14 protein-coding genes are annotated in these 16,151 nt (G+C 39.3%); 2 read left to right on the top strand and 12 right to left on the bottom strand.

From position 1 onward, the window contains the following. Window positions 1–41: 41 nt before the first annotated feature. The 9 genes from KK060_RS05500 to murI all read right to left on the bottom strand — a co-directional run bounded on the left by KK060_RS05500 (window position 42) and on the right by murI (window position 10,667). A complete protein-coding gene (locus KK060_RS05500) occupies window positions 42–1,511 on the bottom strand; it encodes an NADH-quinone oxidoreductase subunit N (protein WP_254152693.1) in 1,470 nt (489 codons plus the stop codon). 2 nt (window positions 1,512–1,513) lie between these two features. Continuing rightward, a complete protein-coding gene (locus KK060_RS05495) occupies window positions 1,514–3,130 on the bottom strand; it encodes a complex I subunit 4 family protein (RefSeq protein WP_254152692.1) in 1,617 nt (538 codons plus the stop codon). Between the two features lie 37 nt (window positions 3,131–3,167). Then, a complete protein-coding gene (locus KK060_RS05490; protein WP_254152781.1) occupies window positions 3,168–5,054 on the bottom strand; it encodes an NADH-quinone oxidoreductase subunit 5 family protein in 1,887 nt (628 codons plus the stop codon). 44 nt (window positions 5,055–5,098) lie between these two features. After that, window positions 5,099–5,404 carry an NADH-quinone oxidoreductase subunit NuoK gene (nuoK, locus tag KK060_RS05485; protein WP_302180014.1) on the bottom strand — a complete coding sequence of 102 codons (306 nt, stop codon included), beginning with the start codon at window positions 5,402–5,404 and terminating at the stop codon, window positions 5,099–5,101. Between the two features lie 7 nt (window positions 5,405–5,411). Beyond that, window positions 5,412–5,912 carry an NADH-quinone oxidoreductase subunit J family protein gene (locus KK060_RS05480; RefSeq protein WP_254152691.1) on the bottom strand — a complete coding sequence of 167 codons (501 nt, stop codon included), beginning with the start codon at window positions 5,910–5,912 and terminating at the stop codon, window positions 5,412–5,414. Further along, the gene (locus tag KK060_RS05475; protein WP_254152690.1) at window positions 5,909–6,622 is read right to left on the bottom strand and encodes a 4Fe-4S binding protein; all 714 of its coding nucleotides are present in this window, start codon (window positions 6,620–6,622) and stop codon (window positions 5,909–5,911) included. The genes KK060_RS05480 and KK060_RS05475 overlap by 4 nt, the downstream gene beginning before the upstream one ends. Before the next feature lie 59 nt (window positions 6,623–6,681). Next, window positions 6,682–8,697: a tetratricopeptide repeat-containing sensor histidine kinase gene (locus tag KK060_RS05470; RefSeq protein ID WP_254152689.1), complete on the bottom strand. Its 2,016-nt coding sequence runs from the start codon at window positions 8,695–8,697 to the stop codon at window positions 6,682–6,684. Between the two features lie 5 nt (window positions 8,698–8,702). Continuing rightward, window positions 8,703–9,785 (bottom strand): complex I subunit 1/NuoH family protein, encoded by a 1,083-nt coding sequence (locus tag KK060_RS05465; protein WP_254152688.1) that lies wholly within the window; start codon window positions 9,783–9,785, stop codon window positions 8,703–8,705. A 66-nt stretch (window positions 9,786–9,851) separates the two neighbouring features. Then, window positions 9,852–10,667: a glutamate racemase gene (murI, locus tag KK060_RS05460; protein WP_254152687.1), complete on the bottom strand. Its 816-nt coding sequence runs from the start codon at window positions 10,665–10,667 to the stop codon at window positions 9,852–9,854. Window positions 10,668–10,837: 170 nt separating this feature from the next. Here murI and KK060_RS05455 point away from each other — a divergent pair, with 170 nt between their 5' ends. Further along, window positions 10,838–11,650, top strand: coding sequence for an enoyl-ACP reductase FabI (locus tag KK060_RS05455; protein ID WP_254152686.1), 813 nt, complete (start codon window positions 10,838–10,840; stop codon window positions 11,648–11,650). An 83-nt stretch (window positions 11,651–11,733) separates the two neighbouring features. Further along, complete coding sequence (ispE, locus tag KK060_RS05450) at window positions 11,734–12,549, top strand: 4-(cytidine 5'-diphospho)-2-C-methyl-D-erythritol kinase (protein ID WP_254152685.1); 816 nt, start codon at window positions 11,734–11,736, stop codon at window positions 12,547–12,549. 332 nt (window positions 12,550–12,881) lie between these two features. Here the strand turns inward: ispE and KK060_RS05445 are convergent, their stop codons facing one another. From KK060_RS05445 to tgt, 3 genes are read right to left on the bottom strand one after another with little or no spacing between them, the layout of a single operon-like run. Next, window positions 12,882–13,784 carry a DMT family transporter gene (locus tag KK060_RS05445; protein ID WP_254152684.1) on the bottom strand — a complete coding sequence of 301 codons (903 nt, stop codon included), beginning with the start codon at window positions 13,782–13,784 and terminating at the stop codon, window positions 12,882–12,884. After that, window positions 13,785–14,909, bottom strand: a complete 1,125-nt coding sequence (locus tag KK060_RS05440; RefSeq protein ID WP_254152683.1) for an LptF/LptG family permease — start codon at window positions 14,907–14,909, stop codon at window positions 13,785–13,787. Window positions 14,910–14,921: 12 nt separating this feature from the next. Further along, the gene (gene tgt / locus KK060_RS05435; protein ID WP_254152682.1) at window positions 14,922–16,052 is read right to left on the bottom strand and encodes a tRNA guanosine(34) transglycosylase Tgt; all 1,131 of its coding nucleotides are present in this window, start codon (window positions 16,050–16,052) and stop codon (window positions 14,922–14,924) included. Window positions 16,053–16,151 lie beyond the last annotated feature (99 nt).

Genomic DNA, 16,151 nt, shown 5'->3' with positions numbered 1-16,151 from the left:
CTGTTCACCGCTCGGTTTGTTCACAGCTCCGACTATGAACTTTATAATACAAAGTTAACGCTATTAATCCAACACATCAACAGTCCGGGAGCGAAGAACAACCCAAGTACAACTAAAACCAGAATTAAACTCAAAAGATTTTCCCACAAGTTGAAATTTCCTTTCTCAACCGATTGCCCTTCCTTTAAAAAAGCATAATAGGGTATTTTCAAATAGTAAAACAGGGAAACAACCGTGTTTAATAAGCCAAAAACGAACAACCAGAGAAGAATATTTTTTTCAGAAAGGTGATATGCTTCCCAAAGAGAGGAAAAAATAAAAAGTTTACCGGTAAATCCTGCCGTAGGTGGTAGTCCTGTTAGAGCTATTAAACCTATTAGCATGGATATGGAGGGCCACAATAATAATCTACCTGTTCCCGCGAAATGTTCTGTATTCCAAATATTTCGTTGTTCAAAGAACTGCAATGAAATGAAAACAATAAAGTTCATTGCAACATATACGGTCGCATAAAAAAGCATAAACTGAATCCCTTCCGGAAGATATGCTGCAATACCAACAAGTAAAAAACCGGTTTGGGCAATGGAAGAATATGCCATCATTCGTTTTAAATTTCTTTGTGCTAACGCAGAGAAATTCCCTACGGTTAAAGTGAGTATCGCCACAACAGAAATAATGGCCTGCCAATCATATTTGGATTGACCGTACGCGCTTATAACAAGAATGAATTTGATCAGAATGCCAATACCTGCAAGTTTAGGAACGACAGACAAAAAAGCTACTACAGGAACAGAGGCACCCTGGTAAACGTCAGGTGCCCATGGATGCATTGGCGCTGCCCCTACCTTAAATAAAAAACCAGCAAGTGCCATAAAACCTGCTATCAATAGAATTGGGCTGTTGTATTCTGTAATTCCTTTTACAAATCCTTCTGTTGCAAAATCCAGCGTGCCTGTTACGCCATAGAGAAGTGAAAAACCGTAGAGCATGATGGCAGATGCCACAGAGCCAAATAAAAAATATTTTAAACTTCCTTCACTCGCTTCTTTTGTGTTTGCATGCCCAGCTAGCACATATGATGATATTGATATAATCTCCATAGAGATAAACACCATAAGAAGATTATTACTCATCACAAGGAAATGTCCCCCTAGAACAATGGTCAAAAGCAATGCATAGAACTCAGCGCTTTTCATTCGCTGATTATTACTACTTAGGGTCATTACACACGTTACTAAACTCCCGATGTTTGCCAGTATCTTTAGGTAAGTCGAAAAAGATTCTTTAACAATTATCCCAGAAAATAATGATGCGCGGAGCAAGCCCTCTTCAACTAATAAGCTAATTGTTGCGAGACATATACTAATTGATACAACAGAAAAGACAATAGAGCTTATCCGTTTGAAAAGGCTAATTGTTATTAGCACAAGAATTCCTCCTGTAAGTATCAACTCCGGATAGAGATAGGAAAGGCTCTTCTCAATAATATGTAGCGCTTCCTGTAAATTCACAATCAAAGGTTAGAAGTTAAACTAGCTCCTTTACTTAGAACAGCCTCTATAAACTGCTGTGCAAAAGGATTAATCCAATTTAAAATGAGTTGAGGGAAAATACCGAATGCTAATGCACTAAATGCCAATGGTAGTAAAAGAATATATTCTCTGGGTGTTAAGTCATATAATTCTGATTTAGAAGCAATGCCTTTTAAATCAAATGGACCAAAGAACATCCTTTGAATTGTCCAAAGGTAATATGCCGCCCCTAATACAAGGCCACTAGTAGCAATTATAGCAAAGCTTTCATGTATTAGTCCATTAGCTGAAGCAGATCTAAATGCCCCGAGGAAAACCATAATTTCAGCGATGAAACCCGAAAAACCAGGTAAGCCCAGGGACGCAAAAAATGCGACTAAAACCATTACAAAATAAGCAGGCATTCTAGAAGCCAGCCCGGAATAATTATTGATTATACGATCATGGGTTCGATCATATAAAACTCCAGCAATAAGAAATAACATGGCAGAAATTATCCCATGGCTAAACATCTGATAGATTGCTCCTGTCACGCCTTCACTCGTTACTGATGAAATGCCAAGAATAACAAAGCCCATATGGGACACCGACGAATAGGCTATCAGTCTTTTTAGATCTTTGCTCGCTAGTGCATTGAGGGCACCATAAATTATTGAGATCACACCAAATGTTGCAACAATCCAGCTGAGCTCAACCGCCGCATCTGGCAAAATAGGATAAGCAATTCTCAATATTCCGTAGCCTCCAATCTTTAACAACAATGCAGCAAGAATGACCGAAATCGGAGTTGATGCTTCAACGTGTGCGTCAGGCAACCACGTGTGAACCGGCACCATCGGAAGTTTGATAGCAAAGCCGAAGAATATCAATAGAAAAATCCACGTGCGGGCGCTGAGTGGCCCTACCATCCATAAATTGTTAGGATCAAGAATAGAGTTCGAGATATAATTTTTCGGATCTGCCATGGTCAGCAGATTGAAACTATGTACAAGTTTGCCAGGTACAGCAGAAGGGTCATGAACTGAGATATATAAAGCGATAAGTGCTATCAGAATAAAAATTGATCCCAATAATGTATATAAAAAGAACTTAATCGAAGCATATTCTCTTCTTGGCCCTCCCCAAATCCCGATCAGGAAAAACATAGGAAGCAACATAAACTCGAAAAAAAGATAGAACAACAAGAAATCAAGTGCAGTAAAGCTTCCTACTATCGCCGTATTCAGGATAAGAAGCAAAGCATAATATCCCTTTTGATTCTTTGTTTCCTTCCACGATGCTATGGTTGCAATAAGCATCACACCAATAGATAAGGCCACTAAAGAAACATTTAAACCATCAAGTAATACAAAGTACTCCGCCTTTAATATGCCCCATGAACCGATATCAATAGAAAACCATGTCGTTTGTTCCTTTATTATAAAAGATGCATCTGCTGAAGAGCTACTAAGAATAATTGTAAAAATAATTGCTTGTAAAATTGAAGCAGACAATGTGATCATGCGAAAGCTCCGCTGAAAGACAGACGGCACAAAAAGAACAACAATCGCAGCAATGAGTGGAATGAATATCAGAAGAGAGAGTAGATACTGCTGCATTTCAGTTTACAAGAACTTTATCTGATTACTTTAATCGTTATTTTAAAACGCAAATTAGAAAAATAATGATTGCAAAAACTGCCCAATACACATAATGCTGAATTTTTCCACCTTGAAAAGATCTTATTAACGATCCAATGCCTGAAGCCACGCCGGCTACCAGGTGAACCAATCCATCAACAATTTGTCTGTCTACCCAGGCTACCACATGTGCAAATGTAACTTGTGCGTATACACTAAAGTGAATTCCTCCATCTATCACTTTTCTGTCCAAAAAAAGTGTAGCCCTATAAATTGGCGTGAGCGCATATAAGCTCACTTTGTTATAAAAAGAATCAACGTAAAAACCGTTTCTGAGAACATCACTTGTATGAGCAACGCCCGACCTGTAAATCTTTGTACTGAAAAAAAGTGTAACCAGAATAATTACCGAAGAGCCTATTGTTAGTTCGATAGGTGCGCGTGTCTTTGAATACTCAAAAAGCCAACCGCTAAAGTCGAAAGGGCTCCATGAAACAACAAACCAAAACGAGCCTACAGCAAGAATTGTTAGTGGAATTCTCATAATTAAAGGAATCTCCGTAACAGGTAGTTCCTTAACCATCCTGCTCTCACCTAAAAACACAAAATATACTAGACGATAGGTGTACAGCACGGTAAGAACAGAAACAATTGCAAAGCCTAAGAAGACAATCGCAGAGAAATACCCTTGTTGCATCCAGACAGAAGTAAGCAACGCTTCCTTCGATAAAAAACCGGAGAAAAATGGAATACCTGCCAATGATGCACCACTAACAACAAAGGTGGCAAATGTCCATCGGAGTTTTTTAGATAATCCCCCCATGCAACGGATATCCTGAGCATCAAAATGAGCATGGGCTTGTCGTTGCGCTTGATGTAATGAATGTATCACTGCACCAGCTCCCAAAAACAAACACGCCTTAAAAAAGGCATGCGTTAATAAGTGAAGTAACGCAGCTTCTGGCATGCTCGCGCCTGCCCCTATCAGCATTAATCCCAGCTGTGAAATTGTAGAATAAGCAAGTATCTTCTTTATATCAAATTGAGCTAAGGCAGAAAACCCACCAATTAATGCAGTGACAAGTCCTATAATAGTAATAACCTCTAATGTTACAGGGGTAAAAAAAGGAAACACTTTTATAACTAAATATACGCCCGCAGCTACCATCGTAGCTGCGTGCATTAGGGCGGATACAGGAGTGGGGCCTTCCATGGCATCAGGCAACCAGGTAAACAAGGGAAATTGTGCTGATTTACCTACCACACCAAAGAAAAGGCACAGTGAGGCGTAAGTCTTCCATTCACTTGGCTCTCCTCCAACTATCTCAATTATATTGAACGAATGTTGATTTGACCACACCAACATCAGGCAAACAAGAAATCCTATATCCCCAATTCTGTTTAGTATAAAAGCTTTCTTTGAAGCACGTCCTGCATTTATACTTTCACTATAATGTCCTATCAAAAGGTAGGATGAGAATCCAACAAGCTCCCAAAATACAAACAATACAAGCAGACTATCAGAAAGAACAATCCCCTGCATAGAGAAAGTAAAGAACCCTAACATGGCAAAGTATCTTTTGATATTCTTATCACCTGCCATGTATCCTACAGAATATAGATGTACCAGAAAAGAAATAAGTGCGACTACAAACAACATCAGCAAAACGAGATTAGAGATCAACAGATCTGCTGAAAAGACATCCTTCCCCAGTGTAAACCAGTTAAACTTCATCAACACGTCAGGTGCATTCCACTGGCTAAATAATGCTATTGTAGCACATACAGCACTGGCAAGTAAAAACAAGGGAGCACTTATTGAAACAATCCAGGCGTACCGGTACGAGATAATTATAGATAGAGCAAAGGATATTAATGGTAAGAACAAGGTGAGCAGTACCACCGTTTGAAGAAAACCGTGCGCATGTTGAAAGCTATCCTCCAATGTTATCCTTTAAGTTCTTGTATATGATCAGGCACAGATGTCTTATAAAATCTGTAAACCCTTAATATTATTGCGAGCCCTACAGCAGTTTCACAAACAGCTACAATAATAACAAATAGGGCAAACATTTGTCCATCAAAAGTTGATGGATGCATGCGATTAAAAACTATCAGGTTAACATTCGAAGCATTTAGCATTAGCTCAATACCCATAAGCACCACAATGGCATTGCGTTTTATAATAACAATGGCCAGTCCTGTTGCAAAAAGAAATGCACTTAAAATATGGAGCGGAAGAGCTTCAATCATAATGTTTTTATTCCGGAGTTGAACGTGTTGTTACTGCGGCACCTATCAGAGCCATTAACAAAAGTAACCCTGCTAATTCAAAAGGAAGAACATAGTTCGTCATTAACTCAACCCCCGTCTTCGATACAAGATTTTCACTCATAGTAGAAAGTTCAGCAGTTGAAGTTGCCATCATGCTCTGATACTTTACAAGCATTGAAGCAAACGCAAGCGCGGCTAACAACCCGGGAAACAGGTTGCCATTTTTAACTTCCAAAGGTTTACCTGTTAATTTTGTGGTTAGCATAATCCCAAAGATTATAACCACCACAACTCCTCCTGCATATACAAGAATTTGAGTTACAGCCACAAACTCTGCCAAACATAATACATAAATGGCCGCTAGAGAAAGAAGACATGTTAGTAGAAACAAAGCGGCCTTAAAAACATTATTTACAGCAAGAATACCTATAGCAGAAATTAATGCTATCAATATAAAACCGTATAGTATTATAGAATAACTACTCATGCAGAAGGTGGTGCGCCTGGTGGTTTCATCTTCGGTTTGAATACAGGCTTGGGAGCACCTGGTTGCTTCACTGCAGGCGTCGAAGTTGTTGCTCCCTCGTCGCCTTTCTTTACCTCTAAAGGATTGGTTGAAGGGGCCTGAGCAACTATTTTACTTTTCTGATGCTCTTCAAGGATTTTCTTTTTTTCTGATATTTGCGTTTCTGTCATTTCTGCAAAAGCAAAATTATGCTCACGAATATCAGTAACACTAAAGTCAAATACTTTAGTCATTGTAAGACATTCAGTAGGACATACTGTTGTACATAGACCACAGAAGCAGCACTTCCCCATGTCAATATCAAACTTTGCTGCATATATTCTTTTAGAAGTACCATCCGAAGTTTTTCCGATTTCTTCTACCGCTTTTATTGGTTCTATGGTAATGCAGTTGACAGGACAAATCTTAGCACATTTGTCACACACAATGCAATCGTCTATTTCATTATGCAATCTATACCGACCGTTATCAGGAATAGGTATTATCTGGTGGGGATACTGTATCGTAGCAATACCTTCCGTTTCCCTGAAATAATCCTTATCGGCAATTGATAGGGGTTTAAGTGTTTTTCTTGAAGATAAAATATGGTTAAAAGTTAGCTTAAGTCCCTGAGAAAGGGACTTAACAGCTTCTCCTAGATCTGACCAATATTTCTTTTGTTCACTTGCCATACCAACTGAACAAAAATAGGGATAAAAAAGATAGGCTTACGCGTAAAAAATTCAATTAATTAGCCTTTTGGCAATGTGAAATAGAAAGTACTTCCCTTTCCAACTTCACTTTCCACCCAAATTCTTCCTCCATTCTTTTCTACAAATTCCTTACAGAGAATAAGTCCAAGGCCGGTACCTTTTTCATTTGCCGTTCCTCTGGTTGTATAAGGTGCAGTTTTATCGAAAAGAATCCTGAGTACATCATGATTCATTCCAATACCATTATCAGTAACGGAGATGATACACTCATTGTCCTTTTCCTGAGACGCTATAACCACTGAGCCTCCATCATTGGTAAACTTAATGGCATTCGTCATTAAGTTTCGGATTACAAGATTAACTGTGTTCGAATCTGCAAATGCAATGGTTGGGCTCTGAACATTGTTTATCATCTGGATCTGTTTTGTTTGAACAGCACCTAAAAGCTGGATGTTCTCGTCTACAATTTTCTGAATGTCAATTTTCGTTGCATGCAGGTTTAACTTATCCATTTGCAACAAAGTCCAGTCGAGCAGGTTATTCAATAATGTTCTTGTATGATTAAACCTTGTTTTTAATTCCCTAATGTGAATAGGAAACTCTTCCGGCTTTACCGCTCCCTTATCCAAAAGATCAAGCAAGCCAGCTAAAGCATTGATCGGTGAACGTAAATCATGAGAAATGATGGAGAAAAATTTGTCTTTTACCTGGTTTAATCTTTCAAGCTCTTCACTTCTTTTTTCCGTCTCCTCCTGGTGCTTCAGTAACAACATGTTGATCTCGCGCCTGCGCTGACCGCTTCTGTAAACTGTCGCCAGTAGTATCACACTCAACGCCATTACAACGACAAGAATATTTCGGATGAATTCCTGCCGCTTAAGCTGATCCTCTTTTTCATCTTTATCACGACTAAGCGCTGCTATTAACGAATCCTTGTCCTCAGTCTCAAATCTTATCTGATCACGAAACAGCTTTTCCTGCATATCGTGACTAAACAACGTATCCTGAAGTTCGGTATGCTTCTTGTAAAACTCAAGTGATTTTTTGTAATCTCCTTTCAACTCCCAGATACGGGAGAGCTGTCCATAACATTCCTTCTCTAATATTCTAGCGTTCGACTTCTGTGCAATCTCAAGACTACTACTGATATTTTTGATAGCCTCATCATAATTACCCTGCGCCATCAGCACGCTACCCCTTCCCAATTCAACTTCAGCTATACCGAACTGGTTATTGGTTTTCACATGAAGATTTCTGGTTGTATCGTAGTAGGCAAGTGCATTATTATAATCTTTCTTATGAAGGTAGATGGTAGCCAATCTGTTCAACGCTCTGGGCTCGAGAGCCAAAATATTCTGCTCCCTAGTTAGCTTTAAAGTGTTAGTCAAAGAGATCAACGCCGAGTCATAATCACCCTTCCTGAGTTGAACATCACCTATTTCACTTAAAGTATAAGGCAATCCTTCGGCATCACCCGTTCTTTCACTCATTGCCTGAGATACTTTAAAATAATTCTGGGCCCTGTCATATTGCCCTAGTTCTTTAAAAACCCTTCCTACATTATGAAGCGCAACTATCATTCGCAACGAATCTTTAATTGCTCTCGCCATTTTATAAGATTGAGTAAAAAAGTGATAGGCCTCGTCGTACTCGCCCAGATCGTAGTAATCATTACCTATACCATTGTAATTGCGAGCAATTGCTGTACTATCCTTAAAAGCAAGATTTAGCTGTAAAGCCATGTTATCGTACTTCAGTGCAGTAGTATAATCTCCGCTGGTAGTATAAAGGGCGCCGATAGTTTGATAAGCCTCCGCACGATCTTTTTTCAGATCCTTCGATTCGGCAAGCTGAATAGCCTCCTCAGCATATCCTTTACTTTTTTCAAAATCAGAATATTGATAAGCCTTTGCAAGCGATAATAACACCTCTATTCTTGAAGTATCAGCAATAGAAGTTTTGCGCAGCTCGTTTGTAAGGCTATCTATTTTAGATTGTGTAAATCCAATACCGGAAATAAAAAACACGAGAAAGCCTATCAGGAGAGTCCGCACGATTCTTAAACAAAAATTATCTTCCAAAATGCGCATAGTATTAAGAAAAACAGGGCAAAAGGTGTTAAGTATTTCCAGCTCAAATTCATTAACTGATCAACCCTTAACCGTGGATATGTCCAACGCACCCAAATTTGCACTGCTACAAAAAATAGTGACTTAATTAATAACCAAAATATCCCCCAGGCAAAAGAATACCACGTTCCGGCTTGCCCGGTTGTCCAATTCGCCAATTTAACTACTCCAATATTTGGTAATGGCGTATTCCAACTTCCAAAAAACAATATCGCCCCTAATATACTGACTAAAAGCATCATTGCATACTCCCCCAGCATAATTACAGCCCACCTGAAACCGGAATACTCTGTCTGAAATCCTGCTACAATTTCTGATTCAGCTTCTGGCAAATCAAATGGGGCCCGATTACATTCAGCCAGCGATGAAATAAAAAATATAATCCAGATTATAAATAAAAAAGGAACGCGGAACGCGTTCCACGCGAGAAATCCACCAATCGAAGTTACATTCACACCCAAAGAAGGTATATCAAATAAATACTTAGCTTCCTTACTGTAAATTCCTTGTTGAAAAGAAATATCCTGAAGATTAAGTGATTGAGAAACAATAGCAATACACAAGACAGATAATCCCATCGGAATTTCATAAGAAATAATCTGAGCCGCAGATCGCATCGTTCCCAACATGCTGTATTTATTGTTGGAACTCCACCCGGCCATAAGAATGCCGACAACATCCAATGATATGATAGCAAGTAGAAAAAAGAGCCCTGTGTTTACTGCAGCACCTTCCCAACTGCTTGTCAATGGCAAAACAGAGAAGCCCGCAAATACAGAGACGAAAATAATAAGGGGAGCTATTTTAAATAACGTCCTGTCGGAGTTTGATGGTACAATATCCTCCTTTTGAAGGAGTTTAAAAAGATCTGCTATTGTTTGTGCTATCCCATAATAACCTACTTCCATTGGCCCAAGTCTGTCCTGGATAAAAGCGGATATTTTCCGTTCCGCATAAATTACCAAAACAGTATAGACAAGAATAAAAGGAAGTATGAAAATGATTGTACTCAAATTACTAATAGAAAAAACACATAAAGATGTAAAATTGTCGCTAACTAATTGGCAACTCTCTTTAAATTAATTCCATAACGCATGCTTTTCCAATTGCACTGACTCATGAAAAAACAACCGGGCAGAAGATTCAAATGATTCAGTATAGTCTGACACTAAGAAATGATCATTTAATACATCGCCTGTATTGAGAAGATTTTCATTTTCAAGGTAAGTCTTTAAAGCTTTCGCAATAACTTCTGAGGAATCGAGAATCGACATCTTACCATTATAGTATTCATCGATTTGCTTCTTGATTAGCGGGTAATGCGTGCAGGCAAGTATCAATCCCTCGATATTTTGAAGTTCGGCATCTGAAAGGTACTGTGCTATTATTTCATGACTGATCTGGTTATTAAAAAAACCTTCTTCTATCATAGGTGCCAGCAACGGAGTAGCAAGAGATTTAAGCGTAATACCTTTACTCGCTTCTGCGATCTTTTTAGCATATACGCCCGATTGCACCGTACGCTTGGTACCAATTAATCCTACCTGCTTATTCCCAAAATTCTGAGTAACAAGATCAACCATAGGATCGATCACATTAATAATATGAATGTTCCTGTTAACGTACTCCTGCAGCAGTTCATAAGCCGCCGAACTTGCAGAATTACAAGCAATAACTATAACCTTGCAGCCTTTTTTAAGAAGGATATCTGTAATTCGAATTGAATATGCCTGAATTGCAGCCTCTGATTTGTCACCATACGGCAAGTGTGCCGTATCACCAAAATAAATCATCTGCTCGTTAGGAAGTAGTTTTTTAATAGCATGAGCAACAGTGAGCCCGCCTATACCGCTATCAAATATTCCTATTGGTTGTTCTCTTTTCTTTATTTTCATTAATGCTGTAAAAGACTCGCGAATTTTATTAAAAATCTCCTTAAGAAGTTCACCTGCTTATTAATTATTAACAATGTCATCGGTAACCGTCAATTTCGCTTAAACTACTTAGTTTTATTTAATCAAATTGAATTTTTAATTTGCCGCCCAATTATTCAAAAACCAACACCATGTCTTATAACATTCTTAAAGGAAAGCGCGGAATCATTTTTGGAGCTTTGGATGAAAATTCAATCGCCTGGAAAACAGCCCTGAAAGTAAAAGAAGAAGGCGGTTCTTTTACACTTACCAATGCCCCTATTGCAATGCGTATGGGAAAAATAAATGAACTTGCAAAAATATGTAACGCAGAAATTATTCCTGCTGATGCAACATCTGAACAGGACCTAAATAACCTCTTTTCAAAATCAGTAGAAATACTTGGTGGTAAGCTCGATTTCGTGCTTCACTCAATCGGAATGAGTCCTAACGTTCGCAAAGACCGACCTTACGGCGACCTTAACTACGAGTGGTTCCTTAAAACACTTGATATCTCAGGTGTGTCCTTCCATAAAGTCCTACAAACAGCAGAGAAAACCGATGCTATGAACGAGTGGGGTTCCATAGTTGCCCTTACTTATATAGCTGCTCAGCGTACTTTCCCTGATTATTCTGACATGGCTCAAGCTAAAGCAGTACTTGAATCTATTGCAAGAAGCTATGGTGCCCGTTTTGCAAAACTTAAAAAAGTAAGAGTTAATACCATCTCTCAGTCCCCTACCAAAACAACAGCGGGAGCAGGTATTTCCGGCTTCGATGTGTTTTATGATTATGCACAAATGATGTCCCCTCTGGGCAATGCAAGTGCTGATGACTGTGCTAACTATATTGTTGCTATGTTCTCTGACTTTACCCGTATGGTTACAATGCAGAATCTGATGCATGATGGTGGTTTCTCTTCTACCGGTATCACACAAGATCTTATTGAAAGACTTACCAAATAAATTGTTTAAAGTTTGAGGTTTAAGGTTCAAGGCTAAAAGCACTTTGAACTTTAAACCTTCGACATTAAACCGCAAAACCAAACATGATAACCTTTCCTCCCTGCAAGATCAATCTTGGTCTTAATATCATCAGTAAAAGATCGGACGGTTATCACGACATCAGTACCTGTTTTTATCCTGTACCTTGGACTGATATCCTTGAGGTTATCCCTTCAAACGAATTTTCATTCTCAACCAGTGGTAATATTATCCCTGGTGATAATGATGATAACCTTTGTATTAAAGCTTACCGTCTTCTTAAAAAAGACTTCTCAATACCCGAGGTCAAAATTCATCTTCATAAGACTATTCCTACCGGCGCTGGCCTTGGAGGCGGATCATCCGATGCTGCATATTGTCTCCGAATTCTAAACAACATCTTTAATCTGAATCTTGGGCAGCAACAACTTCAAGCTTATGCATCTCAAATTGGAAGTGACTGTGCATTTTTTATTCAGGACAAACCGCAACTCGGCATGGGACGCGGAGAAATTCTTTCAGATATAGAACTCACGCTGAAAGATAAATTTCTTATTCTCATAAAACCTGAGATACACGTTTCTACTGCAGAAGCATACGCAGGTGTGTCTCCTGCTAAACCAGAACAAGATTTAGAGACATTACTTATACAAACTCCTTTGCAATCCTGGAAGGACTTAATCAAGAACGATTTTGAGGTAAGTGTGTTCAAAAAATATCCTGAAATAGAAAGGATCAAACAAGCGCTTTATAACTTGGGAGCATTGTATGCTAGCATGAGTGGCTCTGGAGCTTCCGTATTTGGAATATTCTCCAAAGATCAAAGTATCCCTGAGAAATTTAAGTCAATGGCGCACTGGTCCGGCCAACTTCTTTACTGATCTTAATTCTGCCTTTTACCTTTAATTTATTTCGATTATTTCGTATCTTATCTCTTCATTTCCTTGAAGGCATTTCCCCATTAATTAACCGCATTATATTCCTTCAATAATTATTCAAAAATCACAGCGAAGGGTGCACAGAGAGTGGAGAAAGAGTGTAGGAAGAGTGGAGAGACCCTTTGCCCAGGCTTTAGCTAGGGTTAACCTAGGGTATGGCAAGGTATGCCTAACTTACATCAGAGCACAGTGATATGATATGGTCAGTTCCATCCCTGGAAGCAAATAGTTCAGAAGAACTATCTTAATGCCAACATCTACCAGAGCAGTATTGCCTACTCCATGGGCAAAATAACCCGATCAAATCTTCGCTTTAACAGCGGATAAGAGACTACTGCACCTAGGATCACCAGCGTGCCAACATAAAAGTTTAAAGTCATCTTTTCCTGTTGACCGAAGATGATCACGGCCATGATGATACCGTAAACTGGCTCAAGATTAAGTGTTAACTGGATCATAAAAACAGAAATCCTTTTCATTAGCTCTACTGCTACGGTATAGGCGTATACAGAACATACAACAGCCAGCAAGCCTATCCATACCCAGTCCCATGCGCCAGGAATAAGCTGAAGTTGGTTATTCGCGGCCCAGAGGTGCTTGTACACTGGTAGAAAAAGCGCAGTTGTCACAAACACACCTATCATCTCATAAAAAGTAATTGTTCTTGCCGGAATTCCCTTTACCATCTTTGAATTAAATACCGAAAACAACGCTGATGTAAAGCCAGCCAATACTCCAAATATCAAACCCAGCTTATACTGAAAGTCGAATGAAAATATGATATAAAGCCCCGTTAATACAACGAAACCAAGTACAATTTCAAATTTCTTCATTTTGGTCTTGTTAAACCACGGCTCAAGAATGGCCGCCCATAACGAGTTAGTAGCAAAGCCAACAAGACTTACCGATACGTTAGAAACACGTGCTGATCCAAAAAAAGCAATCCAATGAAGCGCAACTACAGAACCAATAAGCAATAGTTTAATAAGCTGATTGCCGGTAACTTTAAAGATGCCCTTGCTATAATATATAACGAGACCCATACCTGCAATTGCAATTAGAGACCGGAATAATACCATCTCTACCGCAGGTATTGTCACCAATTTTCCCAGTATTGCTGAGAAGCCCCACAAAAAAACTATAAAGTGAAGTTTCAGGTAATCGCCTTGTGACGCCATTTATCGCGGAACGTATTTATACATGACTAAAGAAATGACCCCAAAAACAATGTTGGGTATCCATACTGAGATCTCCGGTAACCATTGACCATTTTCAGCAAAAGTTCGGAAGAGTGTAAAGAACAAAATGAATATAAACGAAAGAACGAATCCCAACGCAATCTGAACACCAGTCCCTCCTCTGCTCTTTCTTGAGGATACGATCACGCCCATAAACACCAGGATAAAAATTGCAACAGGTGAGGCAAACCTTGAATACTTTTCAACTTCATATACCTCAACACCTGCTGAGCCTCTCGAGCGAAGTGTCTCAATGTAATCGTTAAGTTCATTCAAAGTCATACCATCGTACTTCCGGTAATCACTCTCAAATTCCTTCGGATGAATTACCAGTGCGGTATCCATAGAACTACCCTTACGCTCCATACTGTCAAGCTTGCTTATGGTACCTCCACCTGGTTTGGATAAGCTTGTCATCTCAAACACCCGATCTATTTTCTTTATAGTATAGTCTCTTACCTTCCATTTCTGCTTTACAGAATCCCACTCAATGCGATTTGCTGTTAGCTTCTCCACCAACTTATTATTTTCAAAACGCTCAAGAGAAAAATGATAACCTGTATTGGTTGTGTTATTGTAACTCTGAAGATAAAGGTAAATTTCCGGGGCAACTTGTATGTGAATATTCCGCTTGTCGTAGTAGAACTTTCCTTTCAGGTATTGAACTTCAAAAGCCAGCTTTTTCTTATTTGAATTTGGGATAACCCAACCTGCCAGCACAAAACTGATAACAGCTACAACAAATGCACCCGTAAAGTATGGCAACAGCATTCTTTTAAAGCTCACGCCACTACTAAGAATAGCAATAATTTCTGTTCTTCCTGCCATTCGTGCACACACATACACTGTCGCTATAAAAATGGTAATCGGCGTTATTAAGCTTCCGATCCAGGGAAGATAATTTGCATAATAACCTAGAATATCAGCAGCCTTAAGATTAGCCTTGGCAAACTTATCCATCTTATCCGTCATGTCTATCACGGTAATAACAGATAGCAGGATGAGCACCACGAAGAAGAAGGTACTCAAAAACTGCTTAATAATATATTTGTCAAGTAATTTCATCCGTTATCTAAATTATAACCGCTGCGAAACCTTCTTCACCATTTGGTTTTTCCATCCAGTAAAGGTGCCTGCTTCAATTTGCTTCCTCGCTTCTTTAACCAACCATAGGTAGAAGGTAAGGTTCTGTAGGGTAGCAATTTGTGCGCCTAATATTTCTTTATTAATAATTAAATGCCTCAAGTATGCCTTTGAATAAAACGTGCTTGCATAACCACCCAGGGTCTCATCAATTGGTGAAAGGTCATCTTTCCATTTTTCGTTCCTGATATTAATAATACCCTGTGTAGTAAACAGCATGCCATTACGCGCATTGCGTGTAGGCATTACGCAGTCAAACATATCAACACCAAGTGCAATGCACTCGAGAATATTCTCGGGTGTTCCTACCCCCATCAGATACCGAGGTTTACCAGCAGGAAGAATACCACACACCAGGCTTGTCATTGCATACATTTCTTCATGGGGCTCACCTACTGATAGGCCACCAATAGCATTACCTTGCTGATTTTGTGATGCAATAAACTCTGCCGACTGCTCCCGAAGATCTTTATAAACACTGCCCTGTACAATAGGAAACAATGCCTGCTCGTATCCATATTTAGGTTCGGTAGAATTAATACGTGCGACACACCGTTTTAACCACTGATGGGTTAGCTCCATAGATGTTTTGGCATAACTGTAGTCGCACGGATAAGGAGTACATTCATCAAAAGCCATGATAATATCAGCACCAATAGTGCGCTGGATATCCATGACAGATTCAGGTGTAAAGAGATGACGTGAGCCATCTATATGTGACTTAAAGGTTACGCCGTCCTCAACTATTTTCCTGTTTTCAGCCAATGAATAGACCTGGTATCCTCCGCTATCCGTTAGAATAGGCTTCTTCCATCCATTAAATTGATGCAGTCCTCCGGCCTTCTCCAGCAGTTCGATACCCGGCCGAAGATATAAGTGATATGTATTTCCGAGTATGATTTGAGCCTGTACGTCCTGTTCAAGTTCCCGCTGATGTACTGCCTTTACTGATCCTGCAGTACCAACAGGCATAAAAATAGGCGTTTGAATCTTGCCATGATCAGTTTCCAATACACCAGCCCTGGCTGACGACTGCTGATCTTTAGCGACTAAAGTGAATTTCATAAGAAGGGCAAAAATACCGCTCTGCCCTCAAAATCCCTCATCAGAAGTAAGGTCAGAAGTGCAATTTCAATGAAATTCCGAATTAAGATAGGAGTCTAG

Source organism: Chryseosolibacter indicum, assembly GCF_018598585.1.
GTDB lineage: Bacteria > Bacteroidota > Bacteroidia > Cytophagales > Cyclobacteriaceae > Chryseosolibacter > Chryseosolibacter indicus.
Note: the sequence above shows the minus strand (reverse complement) of the source record. Positions and strands in the feature narration are given on the sequence as shown.